This window comes from Chitinophaga varians (assembly GCF_014529945.1).
Lineage (GTDB): Bacteria > Bacteroidota > Bacteroidia > Chitinophagales > Chitinophagaceae > Chitinophaga > Chitinophaga varians.
In genome coordinates this window covers 229302-247962 of the sequence record NZ_JACVFB010000009.1, presented here as the reverse complement: position 1 = coordinate 247962, position 18661 = coordinate 229302, and the positions used below count along the sequence as shown (strand labels likewise).

Annotated in this window: 16 protein-coding genes; 2 read left to right on the top strand and 14 right to left on the bottom strand. The window is 48.9% G+C overall.

Annotation, left to right across the window (positions count from 1 at the left end):
* Positions 1 to 40 precede the first annotated feature (40 nt).
* From ICL55_RS33835 to ICL55_RS33770, 14 genes are all read right to left on the bottom strand, one after another.
* Positions 41 to 1444 carry a SusD/RagB family nutrient-binding outer membrane lipoprotein gene (locus ICL55_RS33835; RefSeq protein WP_188106242.1) on the bottom strand — a complete coding sequence of 468 codons (1404 nt, stop codon included), beginning with the start codon at positions 1442 to 1444 and terminating at the stop codon, positions 41 to 43.
* 12 nt (positions 1445 to 1456) lie between these two features.
* Positions 1457 to 4600, bottom strand: coding sequence for a SusC/RagA family TonB-linked outer membrane protein (locus ICL55_RS33830; protein WP_188106240.1), 3144 nt, complete (start codon positions 4598 to 4600; stop codon positions 1457 to 1459).
* A gap of 364 nt (positions 4601 to 4964) precedes the next feature.
* Positions 4965 to 5375, bottom strand: coding sequence for a nuclear transport factor 2 family protein (locus tag ICL55_RS33825; protein ID WP_188106238.1), 411 nt, complete (start codon positions 5373 to 5375; stop codon positions 4965 to 4967).
* Between the two features lie 57 nt (positions 5376 to 5432).
* Complete coding sequence (locus ICL55_RS33820) at positions 5433 to 6011, bottom strand: TetR/AcrR family transcriptional regulator (protein WP_188106236.1); 579 nt, start codon at positions 6009 to 6011, stop codon at positions 5433 to 5435.
* 295 nt (positions 6012 to 6306) lie between these two features.
* A complete protein-coding gene (locus ICL55_RS33815; RefSeq protein WP_188106234.1) occupies positions 6307 to 6804 on the bottom strand; it encodes a PH domain-containing protein in 498 nt (165 codons plus the stop codon).
* Between the two features lie 48 nt (positions 6805 to 6852).
* Positions 6853 to 7149 carry a thiamine-binding protein gene (locus tag ICL55_RS33810; RefSeq protein ID WP_078673005.1) on the bottom strand — a complete coding sequence of 99 codons (297 nt, stop codon included), beginning with the start codon at positions 7147 to 7149 and terminating at the stop codon, positions 6853 to 6855.
* A 239-nt stretch (positions 7150 to 7388) separates the two neighbouring features.
* Positions 7389 to 8903, bottom strand: coding sequence for a bifunctional GNAT family N-acetyltransferase/carbon-nitrogen hydrolase family protein (locus ICL55_RS33805; RefSeq protein ID WP_188106232.1), 1515 nt, complete (start codon positions 8901 to 8903; stop codon positions 7389 to 7391).
* Between the two features lie 103 nt (positions 8904 to 9006).
* Complete coding sequence (locus ICL55_RS33800; RefSeq protein ID WP_188106230.1) at positions 9007 to 10200, bottom strand: glycosyltransferase; 1194 nt, start codon at positions 10198 to 10200, stop codon at positions 9007 to 9009.
* 9 nt (positions 10201 to 10209) lie between these two features.
* Entirely contained in the window at positions 10210 to 10983 is a 774-nt protein-coding gene (locus ICL55_RS33795) for a class I SAM-dependent methyltransferase (RefSeq protein WP_188106228.1), read from the bottom strand.
* A 9-nt stretch (positions 10984 to 10992) separates the two neighbouring features.
* The gene (locus ICL55_RS33790; RefSeq protein WP_188106225.1) at positions 10993 to 12126 is read right to left on the bottom strand and encodes a glycosyltransferase family 4 protein; all 1134 of its coding nucleotides are present in this window, start codon (positions 12124 to 12126) and stop codon (positions 10993 to 10995) included.
* On the bottom strand, positions 12126 to 13154 hold the full coding sequence (locus tag ICL55_RS33785; RefSeq protein ID WP_188106224.1) for an NAD-dependent epimerase/dehydratase family protein: 1029 nt from the start codon (positions 13152 to 13154) through the stop codon (positions 12126 to 12128). The genes ICL55_RS33790 and ICL55_RS33785 overlap by 1 nt, the downstream gene beginning before the upstream one ends.
* 12 nt (positions 13155 to 13166) lie before the next feature.
* Positions 13167 to 14084, bottom strand: coding sequence for a glycosyltransferase family 2 protein (locus ICL55_RS33780; protein WP_188106221.1), 918 nt, complete (start codon positions 14082 to 14084; stop codon positions 13167 to 13169).
* 7 nt (positions 14085 to 14091) lie between these two features.
* Entirely contained in the window at positions 14092 to 15225 is a 1134-nt protein-coding gene (locus ICL55_RS33775; protein WP_246496836.1) for a sugar transferase, read from the bottom strand.
* Positions 15226 to 15278: 53 nt separating this feature from the next.
* Positions 15279 to 15662 (bottom strand): response regulator, encoded by a 384-nt coding sequence (locus ICL55_RS33770; RefSeq protein WP_169226188.1) that lies wholly within the window; start codon positions 15660 to 15662, stop codon positions 15279 to 15281.
* A gap of 514 nt (positions 15663 to 16176) precedes the next feature.
* Between ICL55_RS33770 and ICL55_RS33765 the strand changes: the two genes are divergently transcribed.
* On the top strand, positions 16177 to 17370 hold the full coding sequence (locus ICL55_RS33765) for a glycosyltransferase family 2 protein (protein ID WP_188106219.1): 1194 nt from the start codon (positions 16177 to 16179) through the stop codon (positions 17368 to 17370).
* Positions 17371 to 17372: 2 nt separating this feature from the next.
* Entirely contained in the window at positions 17373 to 18533 is a 1161-nt protein-coding gene (locus tag ICL55_RS33760; protein ID WP_188106217.1) for an acyltransferase family protein, read from the top strand.
* Positions 18534 to 18661: the final 128 nt, after the last annotated feature.

The window sequence follows — 18661 nt, the reverse complement described above, 5'->3', positions numbered from 1 at the left end:
CCTGATGTCAGACGGGCATCTCTCTTTTTAAAAATGTTGATCAACGGTCCCACCACACCTTATCGGTCAGTGTTACTGACGGCACATTGGCACCATTGCGGCTTTTCTCCGAATCGGGATAAGCCACCCTGCGGATGAAGGTAGGCAGCTGTGCATTAACAGGCAGATTAAAATCCTTATACTGATAATCGTAACGACGGGCATCACTCCACGCATCGGGATGCAGGAACTGCACCACATATTTCTCTTTCAGTATAAGCGCCAGCGTTAGATTGGCGGCGCCTACGCCGACAGCGGGATTGGCGAGGTAGGCATCACGGAGCCCTGCAGCCACGCCCAGTTTATTCATGTGAACTGTAATACCCTGCAGATAGGCCTGATAAGCCTGGGCCTTATCGCCGCTGCGGAAGGCTGCTTCTGCCTGTATAAAACGTGCTTCCGCATTGCTGGCCACCAGCAGCGGGGCGCCGGGTTTGGAATAGAAACCTTTCTGTGAAAGGTAACATTCTTCGCGGTTGGTACCTGAGCCTACCCTGCCGGCCCCGTTGACGGTACCCCGGTAGTCTCCGAAGCGGGTGGTGTCGGTAATAAGCGGCAACCGGGGATCAAACACGCCGAAGCTCTTGCCATTGAGCGCGTTTACAAAATGAGCGCTTAGCCAGCCGTCGAGCAGGTTGTTGACGTTATTCACCGCGGCCTGGTTCCAGGGACTGAGCGACTGGAACCTGACCAACTGGGCATCATCTGTGTTGTCCGTATAGCCGTTGGCGAGAGCCGCCAGCACTGCCCCCGGGTCGTAGTTGGGTTTACGGGTGAGATGATTCAGCAGCCGGGCTTTGACGGTATACGCCGTTTTAATCCAGGCGGCTGGTTTCCCGCTGTGGATCAGGTCTTTGGTGGCATCCAGTTCATATTTGGAACTGGTGCTTTTTAACCGCGCGATGCCGTCGTCCAGCAGGGCGATACATTGCAGAAACACGCTGTCGTCCGGCGTATAGGCTGGTTGCAGGAAGCTGGTATTAAAGGCCTGCGTATAAGGCACCGCTCCCCACATATCGTTCAGCATTTCGAGATTGAGGGCCATCATCACTTCGGCAGCACCAACGTGATAGTCTGCCCCGGCGGTGCGGGCCTGCGCGATCAGGTCGTGCAGGTCGGTCATGTTATCGTACAGTGCTTTCCAGGTGCTGGTGTAATCCGTGACTTCATACGTATCGCTGGCGCCGTTTGCATTGGGGGAAGCCAGGTATTGTACAAAATAGGAAGTGGTGTTGCCCACACGGTATACGTTATACGCAGTAAAATAGGTGGTGGACGCCAGCAGCCCGTTCATAGGGGGTACCACTGCCTGATTGGGATTATCATTGATATCCAGTTCTTTTTTACAACCGGCGGTCAGCAACGCGAGTAAAGCTATATATAATATGGTGTGTATCCTTTTCATGGTCGAAGCAGTTTAGAAGGTAACATTCAGAGAGGCCATATAACTACGTGTAGTCGGGTACGTGAAACCGGCGAAAGCGTCTATGTTGCTGCCGGCATTCAGCGAGCTGGACTCGGGATCGAAGCCGGTGTATTTGGTATGCAACCAGAGATTGTTGCCGGTGAAGGTGAGACTGGCCGCGGAAATCAGGTGAGTACGCGACAGGAACCGCGAAGGCAGTTGCCAGGAAAGGCTGACATTGCGCAACCGTATCCAGGAAGCATTTTCCACGAAATTTTCTGTTACCCCCCGGTAGATGTTCCGGTAAAAACCACCGCCATAGTTACGTCCGTCCGGGCCTTTGGCCTGTTGCAGGTAAACCACCTGATTATTGGGAGTGCCATCGGGCAACACCCCCTCAAACACCTTGCTGGTAAAGCGGTTGGCTGTAACGGCCGACTCACCGAAGGCCGACATGAAGTTGGCCAGCTGGTTATATTTTTTGGCGCCCTGGCGGGTATCTATCAATACAGAGAGACTGAGCGGTCCATACGTAAAGGTATTGGTAATAGCGCCGATCCATTTAGGTTGGGAATTGCCCAGGTATTTCTGACCGGAGTTGATCATGGGGAAACCGGCCAGGCTGCCGCTCGCCGCAATCTGTATAGGTCGGCTGTAATCAATTTCGATGCCGTTATCCGGCTGACCACCGGTGTAACGCAGGTAGCTGGTACCGAAGATAGCTCCCACCGGGTAACCGGGAAGATATTTCATGGTGGCGGTGGAACCGGCATAGCCAAACTGATTGCCGACCACTACTTCGGAGAGGCCTTTTCCGAGGCTCAACACCTCGTTGCGGTTGGCAGAGAAATTAATGCGCATGTCCCATTGGAACTTTGGCTTTTTGATGGGCGTGGCATTAAAAGCTATTTCCACACCACGGTTGCGGATGGACCCTGCATTGGTATAAAAGTCTTCATAGCCGGTGGCGCTGGATAACTTCACGGGGATCAACAGGTCGGTGCTTTTGGAAGTATACCAGGCAAAGTCAACGCCTATACGATCATGCAGAAAGCGCAATTCGGCGCCTACCTCGAAGGTGTTGGTGAATTCCGGTTTCAGCTGGGCATCGCCGTAGCGGTCGGCGCGGGTCCAGCCAATCACGTTATTATCGATAGGGCCATCAGTAAGCGGAACGTAGCCGGAGCCGGTATTGTAAGGCAGCGCGTCTTTACCCACCCTGGCCCAGGAAGCTCTTACTTTACCGTAAGACAACACCTCCTCCGGCATCTTCAGGTGCTCGGTAAAGAGGTAAGACAGGCTTACAGACGGATAGAAGAAAGCCCGGTGGCCAACAGGCAGTGAGGAGCTGATATCTGTACGGCCCGACAGGGTGAGGTACAGCCAGCGGTCCCACGACAGGGTCCAGTCGCCGAACAACCCGATGAGATAATATTTTTCAATGTATTGGGTAGACACGATCTTTTTAGCGTTCTGCATGATCAGCAGGTCCGGGATATCGAGGGTATCCCCTTCCGTAGAGAGGCGGTTGAGGTGCCGGTCAAACAGGTCATGTCCCAGCTTCAGGTCGGACGTGAGTTTGGGCGTGATGTTGTTTTTGAAGTTCAGGATGAGCGTGGAGCTGAGCGCGCGTTGATTGAGCGTGTATTCATTGACGAAGCCGAAGCCGTTGTCGGTATTGACCACTTCGCCGGCGATGCCTTTTGGACCGGGGCCGGTATGTCGGCGGTTATCGGTATAGAAGTCGGTCCCGGCGCGGTACAGGATGTCCAGCCATTTAAACGGTGAATAGGTGAAGTTGATGTTCCCGATCAGGCGGTTCACGTTGTCCCCGAACCGGTTGCTGTAGAGCGTGTAGATCGGGTTGTCTGTAGCGCCGTAGGTTTGTTGGGTACCATCCGGTTTAAGATAATCGCGCATGTTCCAGCGGGGCGACCAATAGATCATTTGTTCACCGTAGCGGTCCGAATTGGCGCGGTTGCCGCCGGAATTGATATAGTTGAGGGAAACGCCCATTTTAACTTTTTCGCTGAAGCGGATGTCACCACTTACCCGGGCGGAATAGTTTTGATAGTTGCTGAAAGGGATGATCCCGTTCTGATTGAACTGTGATAACGACGCCGCATATACGACTTTTTCCGTGCCGCCGCTGATAGCCAGTGTGTTGCGGTATTGGGAGCCGGTATTATATGCCTGCTTGTAATTATTGTATAACGAAGCCGGATGAGTGGGGTCCAGTTTGCGGGCATCTTCCACCGAGGGGCCCCAGGCAGGCCAGAAGCTCTGGTTATCGTATTGGCCGTTGTTGCCCTGGCTGTATTGCAGTTGCACGTCCGGTGTTTTGCCTACTTTATCGAATCCGGCGGTGGTGGTGAAACTAACGCGGGTGCGACCGGCCTTACCGGATTTGGTGGTGATGATAACAGCGCCGCTGGCCGCGCGGAGACCATACAGTGCGGTGGCGGCGCCACCTTTGAGCACGGAGATGCTCTCAATATCGTCGGGGTTGATATCTGCCGCTCGGTTGCTCATGCCGCGGGTGTCCGCGTTGCCGGTCGTGTAGGTATTGTTGTCCATGGTGATGCCATCGATTACAAAAAGGGGCTGATTATCGCGGGTAGGGTCCAGTGAGTTGATGCCGCGGATCAGGATACGGGAGCCCTGACCGGGGGCGCCGCCGCCGCTGGAGATCTGTACGCCGGCGACTTTACCTTGCAGGGCGTTGACTACATTGGACTGTTTGGATTGTGCGAGGTCGGCGCCGGAAACGTCCTGAATAGCGTAACCGATGGCCCGCTTTTCTTTTTTGATGCCCATGGCCGTCACTACTACCTGATCGAGGCTACGGGTATCGGGTTGCAGGGTCACGTTGACGATAGCCTGCCCTCTCATGGGAACTTCCTGTGTCAGGTATCCTATAAAGCTGAATACGAGGGAACTGGGCCCAACCGGTATTTCAATACGAAAATTACCATCGGGGTCTGTAGTGGTGCCATGGTTTGTTCCTTTTACCTGGACCGTGACACCGGGTAATGCAGTGTTGGTAGCGGCAGCGGTCACGCGGCCTTTAAGCATACGGGGTTGGGCGTGCAGATGAGAAAAGGGAATAAATAGGAAAGCGCCCACCACCAACATCAATGTGCAGATTGATTTCATGGTGTTTTAGATTTAGACTTTGGTTTTGATTAATGTATATAAAAGATACATCAAGGAAACCCGAAAGTCAATGCGCCATGCCTGCATTTATGTCAATTTAAAAACATAAAATTTAATGTTAATTATATTATGCTGTAAATTAATAGTCTATGAATTATCCTCTTCTCGTGCTGAGAGAAAGGAGTACCGCTAAGGGCTATACGAAAAACAGAGGGACCATGTAGCGGAAAGATATAGTGGACCGGTTTCGGAGGAAGTTTTTGGAAGAAGAATTTTGGAAGAAGAATTTTGGAAGAGAGCTAATTGTTACGCAGAAACAAAAATTTTCAGGAGGCTGACCGGGCATCCGGTCAGCCTCATAAACTCAGGCCGTTAATGCCGCTACCAGTCCGAGACTATCTTCCAGAAGAAGATATCTGGTAATCCGTCCGTCCCTGACGGTTATCTGAATGGAGAACGGACTGTCGAACAATTTGCCGGTGCTCAGCATGCGGGACACCAGGTGCCCGGTCACCACTGCCTGATGGCCATCATAGAATTTGCCGGTGATATCAAACGAGACAGCTTCCAGGTAGGTAAACAACTCCTGATAGAAAGATACCGCTTCCAGTTTGGTATTGCGGTCTTTGAGCCAGGGCGCCTTTTCCTTGTTGCCTGGTATGCGCCATTCCACTTCGTCGGCAAACAAGCTTTCATTTGCCTGATAATTTTTGACGGAAGCATTGTTGAAGTATGCTTCTACTACTGCCTTTGTTTTTGCTGTCAGAGCATCCATATGTTTTATTTTTATCTGATTATTTTAAACCGATCGTTCCAGAATAAAGCAAAAAAATTATGCCCGCAGGGAGTCAATTAAAAAATCGACCATCTCATCGACCTCCTTTTTATGACCATTGAGGAGGTACCGCGTATAAAAGCTACCACATGAAGTGAGTATATAACGGGCAAGCATATCCGGCGGAGCGTCCCTTTTCAGTGTCCCTTCTGCCTTTGCCCTGATGACCAGCTCCCTGAAAATGGATTCCAGGACGCCCGCGTTTTTCCTGATGAAGGAGGAAACCGCCGGCTCCTCATTCCCGAGTTCAAAAATGGTACGTATGATCATACAGGCCTTTTTGTCTTTCATGGTTTGTTCCACCACGTCACGGATGGTAAAAGCCAAAGCTTCAAAAGCGGAGGAGGTATTTTTGCCGGCGTGGCGATATTGGGCGGCTTTCAGCGCTGCATAGTTTTCGAGGCACTTCAGAAACAGCTCCTGTTTGTTGCCGTAGGAGTTGTACACGCTGCTTCTGTTCAGCCCCATCCTGTCCACGATATCATGGATGGAGGTGGCGTGATATCCTTTTTCCCAGAAAAGGTCTCTGGCCTTTTCCAGTCGCTCTTCGTATTCAAACTCCTTGTTTCTCGGCATACAACAAAAATAAGTATTTTAAACCGATTGTTCCAAATCAATTTATCGGGAGATGAAACGGGGACCATCAGCGCTTACTGTTGCTAAGGAAAAGGCCACCACCCTAACGGCCACCGGGAGAAACGTACCGTTCTTAATGTCCCTGCCAGTTTTCCGGCTGACGGGAAAGGCTTCAAAGATGGCTTCGATAAAGATGACCCTTAAAGGTAAAATTGATGCAGGCTTGGGGAAGATGCAATTGGGGGGATAGATAACCGGCTGATCTGAAGGCGGACGCCCTCAGATCAGCGGTAATTTATTTGGCGGTATTGATAATACCGTTCATTGTCTTTACAAAGTCGTCTGCGGCGGAAGGGCTGATCACCCATTTCCGGGAGTTTGATTCTATCAGGACGAGATTTTCGCGGTTGGTACACCACCGTTGGTACTTGCCGATTTCGGCGGAGCGGTAGGTACCCAGGTAACCGAATATGCCTCCGATGCCCAGCATGCGGCTGCTGGTACCCAGCTCCTCTTCCGTGATGCTGCGTAGTCGCACAATGTCATCAAAAAGAATGGTGATGGGAAACAGCGCCCGCTGGATCACCAGGCCCTGTGCGGTAATTTTATAGTACCGGGGACTCAGGCAGCCTGCCACCACAATAGCCGGTATCAATATGATCAACAATATGCTGGTTTTTACCGCCTCATGATTTACATCGGTGATTTGCCGGCATAAAATGATCAACGTAATGATGATAATAAGATTAGTAATGATTTTGGAGTTCCCATCCAATGTTGCGGCATACCTCATAAGCCCTGTCCTTTGGTTTATCAAGAAAGATAATGAAAATTAACTATATCAGGAATCGTACTTACCGGTTTTTTCTTCGATGGTCACATCCTGATCTTTTTTTATCTGCATTTTTATATACACCAATAATTGTGATGCACCCGCCTTAAAACACACTTCCTGCGTTTTGCGGACTACCTCCATCAGCTCATCATAGGTTCCTTCCATGACCGTTTCAAATGGACACACCCTGTACTTCACACCTGAATCACGAATCACGGCAATAGCTTCGTCCACTACAGCATATACCTGCTCAGATGGCACAGATGGCAGGATCTGAAGGGCTAAATTAATCTTGTTGTTCATCTTTTAGTCTTTATTTTTAAAATTGATTATCAGTATTTTATAAAAATCAACTACCATGTAACTTGAAGCAAAACCACCACTAAACTAAACAATAATTTATCGATCTACTCAAAAATCTCCCGAAATAAGTTAAACTATTCTATTAAATAAATAACACAACAGTCTATATACCAATAAAATACAAAATAAGACATCAAGTAATTATCTAATTAAAATCATCTACCCCGCTCCTCTCTGCGTTATTGCTTAATTACCTTGTAGAGATCATTTCGTATATCCTTCATCGTTTGTACACTGCCAAATGCATGCAGTTCCTTCAGCAATACCAGATCAACATCTGCCACTACCACCATCTCCGTATTGGGAGTTGACTCCGCCTTTATCCCCGTTACCGGGAAGTTAAAATCGGATGGCGTAAATACACAAGATTGTGCATATTGGAGGTCCATATTATTAACTTTTGGCAGATTACCCACACAGCCCGCAATGGCCACATAACACTCATTTTCGATTGCTCTGGCCTGCGCACAGAAACGGACACGGTTATACGCATGCTGGGTATCTGTCATGAACGGCACAAACAAAATTTGCATTCCCTGCTCGGCCAGAATCCGGGAAGGCTCCGGAAATTCCACATCATAACAGATCTGGATACCTATCTTTCCACAGTCAGTATCAAACACCTTGATCTCTGAACCGCCCTTCATCCCCCAGGCATACACTTCCCCCGGTGTGGGATGAATCTTGATGTACTGTTCCCAGGTACCATCCCGGCGGCACAGGTAAGATATATTATGCAGCACCTCATCTATCACGATGGGCATGCTCCCGGAAATGATATTCACATTATAGGACACCGCGTACTCGAGGAACCGGTCGCGGATGGTTTCGGTGTACTTAGCCATCCCCCGGATGGCCCCTGCGGGGTCGAGCTGGTTGAACTCGGCCATCAATGGCGCATTGAACAACTCGGGGAACACCACAAAGTCAGACCCGTAATCACTCACCGCGTCAATGAAAAACTCCACCTGCTGCATGAAGGTTTCAAAGCCACCATAATCCCGCATCTGCCACTGCACCAGTCCAATCCGGACGGTCGACTTATTATAACGGATCGTATCGCTGTCCTTTTCATAATAAATATTGAACCACTGCAGCAGGGTCGCAAACCCTTTGGACGCCTCATCATTGGGCAGGTAGTTTTTCAGTATCTTCTTTACGGTAAAGTCGTTGGAAAACTGGAAGGTCAGCGTAGGATCATAAATCTCCTTGTCCTGCACTTTCTCGATGTACTCCCTTGGCGTCATCTTATCGGCAAACTTCTCATAGTTAGGAATACGGCCTCCGGCCACAATCCCCTCCAGGTTCAGCTGCTCACAGAGTGTTTTGCGGGCATCATACAACCGGCGCGCCAATCGTCGTCCCCGGAAATCAGGATGAACAAACACCTCTATGCCGTACAGGATATCTCCCTTCGGGTTATGGGTATTAAAGGTATAATAACCGGTAATCTGTTCGTAGGTATGCGTGTCGCCGAACTTGTCGTAATCCACAATGATCGACAACGCACAGCCCACCACCCGGCCATTAACGGTAACGGCTATCTGCCCTTCGGGGAACAATTTAATCAACCGCTGAATGGTAGACTCTCCCCAGTAACTTCCTGCCATATCGGGGTAAGCAGACACCATGGATTCGCGAAGGTCCAGGTAATCAGCGGCAGTGATATTCCTGATTTCAACTGTTTCTGACATGATAGGGTCCTTTTATCTGTAATATAACCCAATTCAAAATAAAAAGCCCTGCGTTCCCTTTGCAGAGAAGCAGGACTTAACACCTGTATATTTGCTTATTTTATTATTTGTTCATCACCTCTTCGATATATACAATTTTATTATTCTGCGTTTGCAGGAACGCCTTATTGGCTTTTCCCATATGCAGGAAGGCTTTCAGCTGCCGGAAGAAAAAGACCGGTAAATAAAACAATGCCTTCACCGTCCGGGAATCTTCACTCATCAAGGCTACAATAGCCATAAAAGAAAGGGGAAACGCAACCAGTATTCCTAACCATCCCCAGGACAGCGCCGGCACCAACCAGTAATCTGTCAGACAAAATACCAGTGCCATGAGCACCTGTAGAAACAAAGGCGGTCTCAATAAATTATAACCAAAGAAGACGAGGTTGAAACTGGGTCGGCGTAAACCGGTGCTCAGCACATCCCATCCATATTTAAAATATTTGAAGTAGGCATTGATCCAACGGGTCCGCTGCGTCTCCAGCGCATTGCCGTCATCAATTTTTTCGTCGTACACAATCGCATCTTCCGCGTAGGCCAGCTGAGGAATCAGCTTCACGATATCGGCCTGGATCTTTTTATCGAACCCGCCGAAGAAGTTATTGTACACCACCTGCTGGTAAAGGCTGGTCTTGAGCGCGATGCCCAGTCCCCAGATATTGGCGGAAAGCCCCAGCTCCATCCGCATGCGCCGGTCAATAAAATTGCTGAAGTAGTTGCCTGCCGCGTCCAGCTGCGCATACACGGTGTCGTTATTCTTTGCCAGCATATTGGTCTGCACCGCTTCGTACCCTTTATTAAAATAACGGTTCAGCGTTTCCAGATACAGCGGATGTACCAGATTGTCGGCATCCAGAATCACCATCACCTCATGCGGTGTTTCGAAATGCTGTATCGCATAATCGATGGAACGGATTTTTGCGTTCAGGGGCGTCTCTGGTTTTAACAACTTCACTTTGACATGTTCCATGCCCAGGTCGCTGTCGCCGCAATTGTCTGCCACCACATATACAGTATAGTTATTATACGTCTGCTTCAGCAGGGAGTCTACCAGTGGCGGTACCAGTTGCAGGTTCTTATGTGCCGTGATCACCACCGCAAAGGAGTGGTCATGACTAACGGTGGCGGCTATCTGCTTTGATGACCTAAACAGTTTTATGCAGCCATGTAACAGCAGCAGCAACAGCGGTTGCAGCAGGTAACTGGCAACGATCAGCTGAAAAGCCATCCAGATATAAAAAAGTATGTTCAACATCATATAATATTAGCTGGCTTTTTCCCACACAGAAAAGAACCCGCCGGTAAAGCGGTAGGGCAACATATCGGCGACTTTACAATCGAGCCACTGAAGCGCCTTTATCCTTTTGGCGAAAAAAGAGAAGGGGAAAACATCTTCGATAAAATTGGCTTTGCCAAAACGGACGATCCTGAAATTATTCTCTGTAGAAAGGGTTTCGAGATCTGACTTTTTGAAAAACTGGATGTGGTCGAGGTTATCAGCTGCTGACTGAACAGTGGTGCCGCTATAGCCCATCGCCTTTTTTGTTTTCAGTACCAGTTTCCAGAGCCAGTTGTTTTGTTCCCGCATTTTGAGGACGGGTCTTGTCACCAACAATTCACGCGGGCCGGTACCATTGGGAACGGTCACGATAAGAATGCCGTCTTTCCGCAGTGACTGATAGAGGGTGGCCAGGAGCGCACCCGGTTGCTGCAGGTGTTCCAGCACTTCGCTGCAAACGATCACGTCGAAAGTATCTCCTGCCGCCACGAGCTGTTCTGCACTGAGCACTTTGAAGTTGACCCGGGGGGATGTATTCAGTTCACGCGCCCGGGCGATCGCCGGTTCGCTGACATCTATGCCGAGCACATTAAACCCTAACATGCCGAGGTGACGGCTGATAACACCATTGCCACAACCTACGTCGAGCACCGTTACCTGGTTGCCTTTCCGTTCCGCTACCGCTGCACTGATAAAGTCCAGCCGCTTCCGGTCAGCAATCCGGTCATATTCATATGTTACAGGCTTGTTGTCTGTCATGATCTTCTGTTAATTTCCGGTTTTCAAAATTCGTTCGTATAAAGTGGCTACCTGCTGTGCCATCTGTTGAACGGAGTAGCTGTCGGCCACAGTGGCCGCTGCTTCTTGTTGCAGTTGCTGCCGGAGGCCCGCATCTGCATGAAGCTTCTGTATCGCTTCCGCCAGTTTTACCGGCTCCTTCACCGGGATGACCAGGCCATTCCGCCCGTCTTTGACGATTTCGCAGGAGCCGTCTGCTGCGGTAACCACCACCGCTTTGCGCATGGCCATCGCTTCCAGCAGACCGATCGGCATCCCTTCCCAGAGGGAAGGAAGACAATAAATGTCTATCGCTTTTAGCACGGCCGGAACATCCTGCCGGAAAGGCTGAAATAACACCCGCCCGTTCAGTTGGAGTGATTGCGCGAGGTCCATCATTTCTACTTTCATATCTCCATCTCCCACTACCAGCAGGGTAACATCTTTTACCTTTTCCGCCACCTGCGCAAAAGCCTGTATCATGGTCAGCGGATCTTTCTGGTGGGTGATGCGGGCGATATAGCCTACTACCGTGTGGTGCTCCGGAATACCGAGTTCGCGACGGACATCCGGTTGGGCATTGTCGGGATTGAAGCGATCCAGGTCGATACCATTATTAATAACGGTCGACCGGAAGCGCCGGAAGTACCTTACGCCGGTCTCCCTGTTGGAGGCCGACACAGAGATATTCGCCTTTGCACCGCTGGTAAGCATTCTCTCAGACCAGATGCGCAACCGCTTTTGCAGGAATGGCTGGTCTTCATGAAAAGACCAGCCGTGAATAGTATACATCAGCGGACGATGGGCCAGCCGGGCCGGCAAAAAAAGGTTGCTTGCCGCGCGGGAACCATGTGCATGCACAATATCTATCTGCTCTTCTTCCATCAGCGCTTTCACCTTTTTCCAGCAAGACACATCAAATGCCCTGAGGGACGGCAGTACGATACTGCGGATACCCATTTCACGGAGACTGGTGATCATGGGGCCGTCTGTAAATGACAGGACCAGCGATTCATACCGGTTTCTGTCCAGCGCCCCCACGAGGCTAAGCACATGCGATTCACCACCACCTATCTGCCCTTGCCGGATTGCCTGTAGAACTTTTATTTTTCTGCTGCCAGGCATTACGCGGTGGTTGAAGTAGCACCTTCAGGTTTTCTTTCCCAACCCTGCGGAAGCTTTTCATAAATTTCGATGTTCTCGAACTCCTTGCTTTTTCTGGCGCCTACTACCTGAGCCCAGGCAGCCATGCGACGGATACCTTCCGCCAGACCGATACCGGAGCCTTCGCCGAATACGCTGTGTGCTTTGCTATGATCTGAGTAAGCGTGCATCACTTCATTTCTGGCCTGCAGGTATTTGATATCGGGCTTTACACCAAAACACGCTCCCACTACATTGGCCAGTTCATTCACGGTGTAAGGTTTATCGGCGCCGATGTTGAACACCTGATTATAGGCGGCTGGCAGGTTTACGCTGTTAGCGATCGGAATAGCCACGTCATCGATATAGCTGAAAGCGCGGGTCTGTTCACCATCACCAAAGATGGTCAGTTGCTGGCCCTGCATGATCTGGTTCATAAAGATGCCGATCACGTTACGGTATTTGTCACCGATGTTCTGGTTTTCACCGTACACGTTATGCGGACGGAACACAACGTAGTCGAGACCAAACATTTCATGCGCTGCTTTCAGGTCCATCTCCACGGCATATTTGGAAACACCGTATGGATCTTCCGGCATCGGCACCATGTCTTCGCGCATAGGCAGCTGACCGGCTCCATATACTGCAATGGAAGAGGTGAACACAAAACATTTCACCTTATGCTTGATGGATTCGTTGATCAGGTTAATACTACCTACCAGGTTATTATTATAATTAAAGCGGCGGATAAAATGGGACAGTCCTTCTGCCGCATAAGCTGCCAGGTGATATACGTAGGTAAAACGATATTCTTCAAAGAGGTTAGCCACCAATGTTTCATCGTACACAGAACCCTGTACAAAAACAGCTCCTTCCGGAATGTGGTCTTCAAATCCACCGCTCAGGTCATCCAGCACTACTACTTCATGACCCATAGCCAGACAATGCTTCACAACGTGTGAGCCAATAAATCCGGCGCCGCCGGTAACAAGAGATCTTATCTTTGACATATTACATAATTTTTAAACGGGTGAATAACTGGAGGTAGTCAGGTTCCATGCTACGCCTCTCAGGAAAGACTTCAGGTGCGTGAACTGTCCTTTTACCAAATAGGTACCGACTGACTTGGGGAACGTGAGAAAACCAAAGAACAACAGAAATGCGGTGAGTTGCATTTTATTGGTGTTACGGCGCATATAAAGGATGCGGTTGCGCGTGTGGTAGTACACTTTGATGGCGCTCTCTTTTCCCATGGTGATGGATTCTTTGTGGAAGATCAACCCATCCGCGTTATAATATATTTTAAAACCAGCTTTCAGTATACGGGCAGACCAGTCAGACTCTTCATAATAGATGAAGAACTTATCTGCGAAGCGGCCTACTTTTTCTATCACTTCTCTTTTCACCATCATGGCGGCGCCATGTGCGCACCAGGTTGGGCCGGAGATATCATGCTGGCCTTTGTCCACTTCTTTACTGCCTACCGCCCAGGTGCGGCCGGTGAGCAGGTTCATCTGATGGAAGCCGGCGTATTGAATGGTGTCCGGATGGTGAAAGAAACGGATCTTGGGGCATACCACACCAATGGCAGGATCTTTGGCGAAAGGCGCCAGCAGATGGTCCAGCAGATCGGGGGTTACTTCCGTATCATTGTTGACAATAAACAGGTACTCTCCTTTTGCCTGTTCAATACCGAGGTTGTTGCCACCGGTAAAACCGAGGTTAACGGGGCTCAGTATCAGTTTCAGGTTCGGGTAGTTGCCTGCTTCAATTTGTGCTGTTGGATCAACAGTTGAACCGTTGTCGACAACAATTGTTTCGAAGTTCCGGTAGTTGAGTTTTTTTGTTGACTCCAGGAATTCACATGTAACGGTGGTCTGATTATAGTTAAGCGCTATAATGGAGACCAGTGGTGTATCCTTCTTTTGCGTGATGTCCATATTGATGCTAAACGTTGTCTTTTTGTATCAGTGCATTCGGTGTATTGGCCAGTATCCACATATCGTACAGTACAGAATGGTTTTCTGCGTAGCTGATATCGAGATTAATTCTTTCTTTCACGCTCATATCTTTCTGGCCGCGTTTTTTGATCTGCCACAAACCGGTGATACCGGCCGGTGCGAGGAAACGTCCGGCATAGTCGTCGGTAGTCAGTGTGGCCGCTTCATACAACGGCAGCGGCCTGTTGCCTACGATCGACATATGCCCCAGTAATACATTGAGCAGTTGCGGCAGTTCGTCCATGCTGGTGTTACGCAGGAAGGCGCCGAGGCGTGTAACACGCGGATCGTTGCTTACCTTAAAGAACACCGGATCTTTTCCATTGGTATCGTATTGATTGAGGTGCGACATCTGGGACACCAGTTTGTCGGCGTTCACCACCATGGTGCGGAACTTGTAGAAATTAAAGATCTTGTATCCGTTGCCTGCACGGTGTGAGATATAAAACACCGGGCCTTTTGACTCCAGTTTTATCAGGAGTGCTACCAACAACAGAACGGGGCTTAACAACAGCAGCAGCGTACCAGCGAAAGCGATGTCCATGGCACGTTTGAAGAAATGATTGATATAATATTTTAGGGGTTGACGTGTTGTCTTCGTGGTGTTTGCTGCTTTCTTTGTCAGTTCGCGGAGTCTGCGGGCGATAGCCAGTTTCTCTGCAAATACTTCAGGGGTAACGGAAGCTGTCAGCAAATCATCGATGCCGCCGGTTTTCTGTAGTTCCCACCGTACTTCTACCGTGAGGAAATCGGTGTAAACAAACAGCGGTACTTCTTCGTATTCTTTGGTCTCCTGCAGGAATTGACGCAGGCTCACCAGGTCAACGGTATTGCCGCTGATGTTACAAATAACAAATTCAGGTTTCAGTTTCATGCGCAGCCGCTCTCTCAGCACCTTTCTGGCCTGCATGACGGTCTCCACACAGATAACCCATTTGTCTTTATTTTCTGTCACACGAGAGATACAGTTACTGTCGCCTATGCACAGTATAAATGAATGGGCAGTCCCCTGCAACTCTATCACCTTTCCGCTCCTCCTTTTTTTCTCTACAGTCAAATGAACGGGTAGATTCGAACTCATGTGTCTTCGGTTTATAGTATACAATTAAGTATGGTAAAAACGGTTCCCATATATTATTCAGCCACGATTACTGTTGGTGAGACAGTCAGCTGTTGGTCGATAATTTTCATTAAAACAAGCGGATCAAAAGGCTTGCTTACGAGTTGTACTACGTTGGGGTAAAGGGTTACTTCCTCCAGTTGCATAGCCGTCAGCAGGATTACGGGAATGTCGCTGTACAGCAGGTTGGCAGAGAGGTTTTTGGTCAGCTCCACGCCATCCATATTTGGCATTTGTACATCAGATACAATGATGTCCGGCACATTACCGGCAGACAACCATTTGCAGGCAGTCAGACCATCAATAGCAGAGTAGACCCTGAATCGTTGTCCAAGCATTGCTTCCAGCAAAAACCTCATTGGCGCGCTGTCGTCTACTATTAAAACTGTTTTTTTCATTTAACTCCGTTTTAGAAAATAAAAGATTTATTCAGCGACCACAATTACCACTTTATCAGTAGTGCATGATCATCTTTTGATCTTCCAGGAGGATAAGGTTATAAGGTCACCATCAGAAAGGGTTTCGTACATCCGCGGACATAACAAGTCCAGGGAACGACGGGGTTCAATCCGGGTGATGGTTTTAGCATTGAGAATTTCAGAGGAGATGGTCGTTGGCTGGGATGAATTTCCGGATAAAATTATCTATTATTCCTGAATAATACAAAAATAACAAATCAGTCATCTTCGGGCGATCGCAGCTTGGTTTTCGGTAGCGTTTGATCTTCATCCGGTGCAAAAGTATATAAACAATCATTTCTTAATATTTTGAAATTTGTCAGTGATGCAAAATTCCTCGTGAATGATAAAATTTGGTAAGTGAATGATCAGTTCCGTCAGTTACATGCAGTTATAATTAAAAACCGAATTGGAATTGTTAATTAATTTGGCACTCGAATTAATCCCGGAACGCATGTTTGTCATCAAGTCGATACTGTTCTTCAGCCTCTTTATACTATGCTACAGCTACATCGGATATGGTGTGTTGGTGTGGATCTTACTCCGTTTCAGGAAACGTGCGCCACAGCCGCAGGGGGATGCTCCGGAAGAATTCACCCCCGCTGTCACCTTAATTGTGGCAGCCTATAATGAAGCAGACTTCATTGAAGAAAAAATTTGGAACACACTGTCGCTGGATTATCCGTCTGACAAGCTGGACATCGTCTTTATAACAGACGGCTCCACGGACGGCACACCGGAGCAGGTGCGGAAATATGGCAGGGTAACGTTATTGCATGAACCGGAACGGAAAGGGAAGACTGCGGCGCTCAACAGAGCGATGCGGACCGTGACCACACCGTTTGTTGTTTTCTGTGACGCCAATACATTATTGAACCCAGCCGCCATCCGCAATATTATGCAACACTACCGCGATGAGAGGACAGGCGGTGTGGCAGGCGAGAAAAGGGTTTGGCAGGAAGGGGAACATGGCGCCGCTGCTACAGAAGGTATTTACTGGAAATACGAATCGGCATTGAAGCGACTGGACGACAGGCTGTATTCCGTTGTGGGCGCAGCCGGAGAGCTGTTCTCCATCAGAACGGAATTATTTGAACCGGTGGCGGGCAATGTTATCCTGGATGATTTTATCATTTCCCTCAAGATAAATATGCGGGGCTACCGCATCGCTTATGCGCCCGACGCTTATGCGATGGAAACGCCCTCCGCTTCGCTGGCAGACGAATACAAGCGGAAGGTACGCATCAGTGCAGGTGGATTTCAGTCTATCGTGATGCTGAAAACGTTGCTGAATATTTTCCGGCAACCGCTCCTCTCCTTTCAGTATATCTCCCACAGGGTATTGAGATGGACACTGTGCCCGCTGGCGCTGTTGTTGATATTATGTACCAATATCGCGCTGGTGGCCGAAAACGCGGGAACGTTTTATTTGTACCTGTTGTATGCGCAGCTATTCTTTTATCTGCTGGCGATTATTGGTTTTGGACTGGCATTGGTACGCATCCGGTTCAAGCCTTGTTATGTTCCGTTTTATTTTGTGTTCATGAATATTGCGCTCTACCATGGCTTTCTGCGGTTTGTCAGCTCAGGACAGTCCGCCGTATGGGAGAAGGCACAGCGAACTATCAACCTCAGTAACCCCTTATAGATATGTCAACTACAGCTAATACCGGTCGTATATCCAGCATGGATGCATTAAGAGCCCTGGCCATGTTCCTGGGCCTCGTGCTTCACGCCAGCATGGCGTTTATGCAGTCTCCTTTTGAAGGCTTCTATCATGTGCCGGATTACAGCAGCCGTGTGTTTGACGCTGTATTTTTTGGTATTCATATTTTCAGGATGCAGTTGTTTTATGTGATCGCGGGTTTCTTTTTCCGGTTGCTTTATTATCGCATTGGCGCGACCGCCTTCATGAAACACCGTACACAGAGAATACTCATTCCTTTAGTGGTAGGTCTTTTCACCATTCTTCCACTCACCTATCTGCCGGCTGTATTCTATCGTGTAACCGATGGCGGTACACATTTTACGCTGGCTGATTTCCAGTTGATACTCCACGATATTTTTATCTGGAGAGGGCCGCTGCATCTATGGTTCCTCTATTACCTGATGATGTTTTACCTCCTTGGACTGGGTGTTCGCCAGTGGGGATTGTATGTCATACAAAAAATAAAATGGTTGGACAGCTTTGTAAAAAGCTTATCCCAACCAGCTATCATACTGCCTTTGCTGGCAGCAGGTTCTTTTATCACCTTATTGCTTTTTTCCACCGCCACGGTGGAATATGCGCCGGGACTGGTCCCTAAGCCGTCCTTCATGGCGTATTACGGTCTTTTCTTTTTCGCCGGCTGGTTGCTGCACGAACATATGGGTGCCTGGTTTCCGCTGCTTCGCCGGTACTGCCTGCTGTTTATCATGCTGGGTACGGCAACGGGCGTATATCTGTTCAGGTTATTACAGGCAGATAGCACTACCACGCCTATGTTATGGATAAAAGTGTTGGCGACCATCACCACGCTGTCGCTGGTCATAGGCCTGATGGGGGTGTTTTTGAAGTGGGTGAATGCCGAAAATGCCACCGTGCGTTATCTTTCCGATGCTTCCTATTGGGTATATCTGGTACATGTGGCCATGGTAAACGCCACACAGTTGTGCCTTGGGCAGTTGCCCATTCCTGGCCCGTTAAAATTCATGTTGTGCGTGATAATTCCATTAAGCGTATCATTACTCACCTACCAATGGTTTGTACGATATACGTTGGTGGGCTATTATCTGCATGGGTCCAGAAAGAAAAAAACCGCTACTATATAGTGCAGGCTTACACGAAGATGGTATTAAAAAAGGTTTGCAAGGAATGAATTTTTGTATACCTTTACACTCCAAAAGGAATTTCCTTTCAACCAATCCTCTTTAAAGCCTCACACATATTTTTAACCGTC